The sequence below is a fragment of the Promineifilum sp. (SeqCode) genome, assembly GCF_041918635.1.
Lineage (GTDB): Bacteria > Chloroflexota > Anaerolineae > Promineifilales > Promineifilaceae > Promineifilum.
On record NZ_JAYRVJ010000812.1, the window covers coordinates 1 to 6,463 of the forward strand.

The 6,463-nt window shown below is 63.3% G+C and carries 5 protein-coding genes; all 5 read right to left on the bottom strand.

The window, feature by feature from the left end; all coding sequences use genetic code 11:
* Nucleotides 1-911: hypothetical protein (locus tag ACE3UY_RS23110; RefSeq protein ID WP_374689821.1), on the bottom strand; the 911-nt coding region annotated here is incomplete at its 3' end.
* A 51-nt stretch (nt 912-962) separates the two neighbouring features.
* Nucleotides 963-2,816 (bottom strand): threonine--tRNA ligase, encoded by a 1,854-nt coding sequence (gene thrS / locus ACE3UY_RS23115; protein WP_374689822.1) that lies wholly within the window; start codon nt 2,814-2,816, stop codon nt 963-965.
* Nucleotides 2,817-2,939: 123 nt separating this feature from the next.
* Nucleotides 2,940-4,769, bottom strand: coding sequence for a threonine--tRNA ligase (gene thrS, locus ACE3UY_RS23120; protein ID WP_374689823.1), 1,830 nt, complete (start codon nt 4,767-4,769; stop codon nt 2,940-2,942).
* A gap of 557 nt (nt 4,770-5,326) precedes the next feature.
* Nucleotides 5,327-5,914: a DUF308 domain-containing protein gene (locus ACE3UY_RS23125; protein ID WP_374689824.1), complete on the bottom strand. Its 588-nt coding sequence runs from the start codon at nt 5,912-5,914 to the stop codon at nt 5,327-5,329.
* A gap of 181 nt (nt 5,915-6,095) precedes the next feature.
* Nucleotides 6,096-6,463: hypothetical protein (locus ACE3UY_RS23130; protein ID WP_374689825.1), on the bottom strand; the 368-nt coding region annotated here is incomplete at its 5' end.

Genomic DNA, 6,463 nt, shown 5'->3' on the forward strand with positions numbered 1-6,463 from the left:
TCGCGCCAGAGAGGGTGAAACGGATTGGGGCTGAGCAAGTAATCGGGACTAAAGCCCAATTGCTCACTCATGCTGAGCGGATAGGATGCGCCCCCCGGAAGCATGGCCCGCCGCGCGCGCAGGGTCAACAGGGCAAAAGGCGCCATGATCAGCAAGGCCACGCCGCCAATAGCTATCAATCGCCACACCCTCACCGGGACACGAACTTCGGACGAGACGAAGAGAACCAGGCCAAGCAGAGGTAGGGTGGCGATAAACAGATAATACCATTGCCCCAGGACAGCGGCTGCCAGGAACGCGCCGGCTGTGAGCACCCAGAGCCAGGTGCGCGCGCCCTGGTGAGTCACGGCTATGTACGCGCTGCCAACGGCATAGGGCAGAAACATCATGCCGATCAGCATGTTAAAGAACCCATTCATGTGCAGCGCAAAGACGGGAGCGCCGATATACGCGCACCCGGCCACTACGCCGGCGAACAGGCTGCCCGTTAACTTGTGCACCACCCAACAAGCCCCCAGAGCGGCCACAACGAGACAACTGAGTATGGACAGGTTATAGGTGGCTACCGGGCCTAGCGCCGCCGTCAATGGGGCCAACAGCACGAAGTACCAGGGCGGCTGCGCGCCGCTGGCTGTGTACCAGCCTTGCGGGAAGAAGATGTGCGGGGTGTAGAAGGGGCTTGTGTGTGTCTCGAATACCGCTTCTTTGACCGATGCCAATTGCCACAGAACTTCGAAGGCGTCATCAAACGGCCGGCCGATGACGTGGGTGCCCAGATTCATGACCAACGGCAGGTTCAGCGCCGTGACTAGCAGTAGAAAGACCAGCGCCGGCAGCAGGTATTGCCGCCAGGATTTGCCCGCCGCCGGCATCAACAGCGCGAGAGAGGCGGAATCGGTCGTGACGAACATGATGGCGCTTTGGCAACGTGACCGGTTCCGGCCTCGATTAGCAATACACCGCTAAAGCTCCGGCGACCGCGTCTTGATCCGCCGGCGCACGTGGGCAACGAACTCACCCAGCGGCATATCGTTGCGCTGCTCCCCGTCGCGGTAGCGCACCGCCAGCGTCCCGGCCGCCGCCTCCTGGCCGCCAACGATAGCCATGTAGGGAACCTTCATCAGTTGCGCGTCCCGTATCTTGGCCCCCATCCGATCGCTGCCCAGGTCGGCGCGGACGCGGATGCCGGCCTCTTCCATCTCGGCCGCCACACGCCGGGCGTAGTCGTGGTGGTCGTCGGTGATGGGGATGACCCGCGCCTGCTCCGGAGCCAGCCAGACGGGGAAGTTGCCGCCGTAGTGCTCGATCAGGAAGCCGATGAAGCGCTCGTGCGTGCCCAGCGGCGCGCGGTGGATGCAGTAGGGCATCTCCGGCTGGCCGTCGCGGTTGGTGAACGTCAAACCAAAGCGCGCCGGCTGGACAAAGTCCACCTGGTTGGTCGCCAGCGAGAATTCGCGGCCGATGACGCTCCACGCCTGCACGTCGATCTTCGGCCCGTAGAAGGCCGCCTCGCCGCGCGCCTCGACAAACGGGACTTCCGCCCGGCGCATGACCCGCCGCACGATCTCCTCGGCCTTCAGCCAGGCCGCCTCGTCGTCAGCGTACTTCACGCCCAACCGCTTCCGGTCGTGCAGGCTCAGCCGCATCACGAAGCGCTCGATGCCGAACAGCTCGAAGTAGCGCCGGTAGAGGTCAATGACGGTCATGAACTCCGCTTCGACCTGATCCTCGGCGCAGTAGATGTGGGCGTCGTTCTGCTCCGACGCCCGCACGCGCATCAGCCCGAACAGCTCGCCGCTCTGCTCGTACCGGTAGACCATGCCGTACTCCGCCAGCCGCAGCGGCAGGTCGCGGTAGCTGCGCGGCTTGCTGGCGTAAATCTTATGGTGGAACGGGCAGTTCATCGGCTTCAGGTAGTAGCGCGTGTCCTCCCGCTCCATCGGCGGGTACATCGACTCGGCGAAAAAGGGTAAGTGGCCGCTATGCCGGAAGAATTCCTCCTTGGCAATGTGGGGCGTGGCGACGCGCTGGTAGCCGCCGGCGTCCTCCATCTCGCGGGCCAGCTTCTCCAGTTCCTCGCGCAGGATGTTGCCGTTGGGCAGCCACAGTGGCAGGCCGGGGCCGATCTCCTCGTCCATGATGTACAGTTCGAGTTCGCGGCTCAGCTTGCGGTGGTCGCGCTTCTTGGCCTCGTCCAGCAGTTGCAGGTGGCGCTTCAGGTCTTTCTTGCTGTGCCAGGCCGTGCCGTAGATGCGCTGGAGCATTGGCCTCGACTGGTCGCCGCGCCAGTAAGCGGCGGCCGTGCCCGTCAGCTGGAAGGCATCCACCGGGATGAGGCCGGTGTGGGCCACGTGCGGCCCTTTGCACAGGTCCTCGAACGTATCGTGCCGGTAGGTACTGATGACCAGATTCTCAACGGCGCGGGCCATGTCCTCCACGTCGTCGCCGTACTCGTTGAACTCGCCGCGCAGCAGCCCCTCGATGATCTCCAGCTTGTAGGGTTGGTCCTTGAACAGGTCGCGGGCCTCATCGGCGGTCACCACGCGATAGCGCAGCGGGAACTTGCCGGCGATGATCTGGCGCATACGCTTCTCGATGCGCTCCAGGTCGGCCGGGGTGAAGGTGCGCGGGTGGCCGTCCTCGTCCGCACCCAGATCGAAGTCGTAGTAGAAGCCGTCAACGATGGGCGGGCCGATGCCGATCTTCGCCCCCGGAAACAGTTCCAGCACCGCCTGGGCCATGACGTGGGCCGCTGTGTGCCGCAGCCGGAACAGATCGCTCTGGTCGTAGGGTTCGGCGTTTTCCTGTGGTTGCATGTAGATCACTCCATAAGAATGGGACGCAGATGGCGCTGATGACGCTGATGTTCGCTGATAAGAAAGTGTAACGGCTCTTATCAGCGAGAATCCCAAAAATCAGCGTCATCAGCGTCCCATTCTTTATAACTCCATCGAGCGCGACGCGACGGCGGCCACGGCCTGCCGCTTGAACTCGGCCAGCGGCAGCGCGCCGCGGTCTTCGTTGTCGCGCGTACGCACGGCCACCGCGCCGGCCTCCATCTCCTTATCGCCGACGACGAGCATGTAGGGGATCTTCTGGAGTTGGGCGTCGCGGATCTTCCGATTCATGCGCTCATTGCCGTCGTCTACCCTGACGCGCAGGCCGGCGGCGCGCAACTCGGCGGCCACGGCCTGGGCGTACTCCACGTGCCGGTCGGCGATGGGAATGAGCGTCGCCTGCACCGGGGCCAACCACAGCGGGAACGCCCCGTTGAAGTGCTCGATGAGAATGCCCACAAAGCGCTCCATGCTGCCGAACGGCGCGCGGTGGATCATCACCGGCCGGTGCTTCTGGCCGTCCTCACCCGTATATTCCAGGTCGAAGCGCTCCGGCAGCAGGAAGTCCACCTGTACCGTGCCCAACTGCCACTCCCGCTTCAGCGCGTCGCGGAAGATGAAGTCCAGCTTTGGCCCGTAGAAGGCCGCCTCGCCCTCCTCCACGGAGTAGTTGAGGCCCAGCTTGTCGGCCGCCTGCCGGATGGCGTTGATGCCTCGCTCCCACATCTCCGGTGCGCCGGCGTACTTGTCGCTGGCCGGGTCGTTCGTGCCCAGCCGGGCGCGGAAGTCGTGGAAGCCGATGGTGCTGAAGACATACTGGATGAGTCCGACCACGGCGATGAACTCCTCCTCCAGTTGCTCCGGGGCGACGAAGAGGTGGGAGTCGTCAATCGTGAAGCCGCGCACGCGCGTCAGGCCGCTCAACTCGCCGCTCTTTTCGTAGCGGTAGACCGTGCCGAACTCGGCCAGCCGGTAGGGCAGGTCGCGGTAGCTGCGCGGCTCGCTGCGGTAGATCTCGATGTGATGCGGGCAGTTCATCGGCTTCAGCAGGAACTCCTCGTCATCGATCTGGATCGGCGTGTACTGGCTGTCCTTGTAGTACGGGTAGTGGCCGCTGGTGATGTAGAGCTTCAGGTTACCGATGTGGGGCGTGATGACCGGCAGGTAGCCGCGCTCCAGTTGCGCCTGGCGCAGGAAGTTCTCCAGCGTCTCGCGCAGCACCGCGCCGTTGGGCAGCCACAGCGGCAGGCCAGAGCCGACCAGCGGCGAGATGTGGAACAGCCCCAGTTGCTTGCCCAATCGGCGGTGGTCGCGCGCCCGCGCCTCCTCCAGCCGCTTGAGGTAGTCGTCCAACTCGGCTTTGCTCTGCCAGGCCGTGCCGTAGATGCGTTGGAGTTGCGGGTTCTTCTCGTCGCCGCGCCAGTAGGCCCCGCCGGTGCGCAGCAGCTTCACGGCGTTGGCCTTGATATCGCGCGTGCCCCGCACGTGCGGCCCGCGGCACAAATCCACAAAGTCGCGCTGGCGGTAGATGCCGACCTCGCTGGCCGGTTCCGTCGTCGGGTTGCCCATCTCGTCTACCTTGCCGGCGGCCAGCTCGCGGATGAGTTCAACCTTGTAGGGCTGGCCGGCGAAGAAGCGCAGCGCCTCGTCCACGGGCATGGTGGCATGCTCGAAGGCCGCGTTCTGGCGCAGCAACTCGCCCATGCGCGCCTCGATGGCCTCCAGGTCTTCGGGCGTGAAGGTGCGCGGCTTGCCCTGTTCGTCCAGGCCCAGGTCGAAATCGTAGTAGAAGCCATCCTCGATGGGCGGGCCGATAGCCAGTCGCGCCTCCGGGAAGAGGCCGGTCACCGCCTCGGCCATTACGTGCGCCGCCGAGTGCCGGATGCGGTAAAGCTCCGTCTCGTTGTAGGGTACATTTCCATTGTCAGCCATCTCTCACCTCGGAAGAAGCTCACGCAAAGAACGCGAAGGTCGCCAAGAACGCAAAGCCAGAAGCATTCTTCTTGGCGTTCTTTGCGCCCTTTGCGTGAGCTTCTTAAAAGAAAACGCCGCCGCCCCGTATTGGGGCGACGGCGGTCGCGGTTCCACCCAACTTCGGAGGATGCATACACATCCCCGCTCTCGTTGCGGCCGATAACGGGGCCAACCGGGCCGGCTTATTTGGGGTGGGCAGACCCACCGGTCTGCCCATGGAGGCAAACCTGGGTTCGCCTCACACAAACCTGTTCAGGCGGCCGCTCCTGGGGGGTATTCGCTGCCTTCGTTCGCGGCGGTCGCTCTCAGCCAACGGCGATCCGCTCTCTGGCGCGCGCCCGGCACCTACTCGTCCCAGTCAACGCATTCGCTATATCAAGTGCGACGCGCGTTTGACGTGCGTTGCACCTCTTTCAGAAAACCCATTATAGATCAGCCCGACGCGATGTCAAGGGCTGCCGAAGAGAGTTAAGAGTTGAGAGTTAAGAGCCCTCTCAACTCTTAACTCTCAACTTCTACACACTCGTCACCGGCGTGCTCGGCCGCGGCTTCTGGACCAGATAGGCATAGGCGATCACCGCCACACCGATAACGGCCAGAATGACGCCGCTCCATAGACTCAAATCGAACTCCCGCGCACGCGAATAGAACACCAGCCCGCCCAAGGCCGCCAGCAAAGCATTGACCAGGACGGCCATCCACTGAAAGCGCGCGCCGCCGCGGTCGAAGAACGCCTCGAACAGCCCCAGCAGCCCGAAAATGATTAGCAGGACAGCCAGGAAGGTATAAGCCAGTTCCAGCGACAACACGTTGAAGAAAGCCAGCAGCAGCAGCGCCAGGCCGCCGACCAGACCCACCAGACCGCGTATGCGATCAGTGGTCGAGCCGGGCGCGTCGCGGTTGAAGAGACCGCTAAACGTCTGTAAGGCGCCGGACACGGTTACGTAGATCGCCAGCGCATAGGCGATGGCGATAGGCGCGGTTCGAGCGCCGACCATTAAATAGATACCGAGAATAAGGGCGATCGCGCCGCGGACGAGCGTCCACAACCAGGCGTTGGAGCTCTTCGCAGCGGCCGCTTTGTTCGAACTTACCTTTGTCATTGTCAGACCTCCTGAGAATAATGATAGAACGATCTTATCACAGGCGGCCACAAGTCACGAATTCAGACCAGGGCAATCGCACACAAGAATGGGACGCTGATTCTGGCGCTGATTGACGCTGTTTCGACAAGTCTACCGCGAGAATCAGCGCCTAATCTGCGTCATCAGCGTCCCATTCCACCTACTCTTGGATCTCTTCAACAGTGATGGTGTACCACGGCGTCCCGCTGCTGCCCCAACTCCAAGAGCCAGGAGGCGGAGGATAGAAGACCTCGAAGAAGGCGCCGACGGCCACTTCGACCGTCTGAGGCTCATCCGGGGCGGTCAACGTGAAGGTATAGCTACCAGTCTGGCCGGCTTCCACGCTCGCGCCCCGGTCCGGGGGCGAATCCCATATCCCCGGTTTGGAGTACAAGCTGTACATTGGCCCCCCGAACGAACTACAGTCGTCGCTTCGCAGGAAGGCCGTTACCTCGAACTCCTGGCCGGGCCGAACGGTGGCCGGCGCGTCGAGCCACATGGTCGCTTTATAGCTGAGACACTGTGGCA

Excerpts from the sequence above, each read along its gene's own strand:
- thrS (WP_374689823.1), bottom strand. The coding sequence starts at position 4,769 with ATGGCTGACAATGGAAATGTACCCTACAACGAGACGGAGCTTTACCGC.
- thrS (WP_374689822.1), bottom strand. The coding sequence starts at position 2,816 with ATGCAACCACAGGAAAACGCCGAACCCTACGACCAGAGCGATCTGTTC.
- ACE3UY_RS23125 (WP_374689824.1), bottom strand. The coding sequence starts at position 5,914 with ATGACAAAGGTAAGTTCGAACAAAGCGGCCGCTGCGAAGAGCTCCAAC.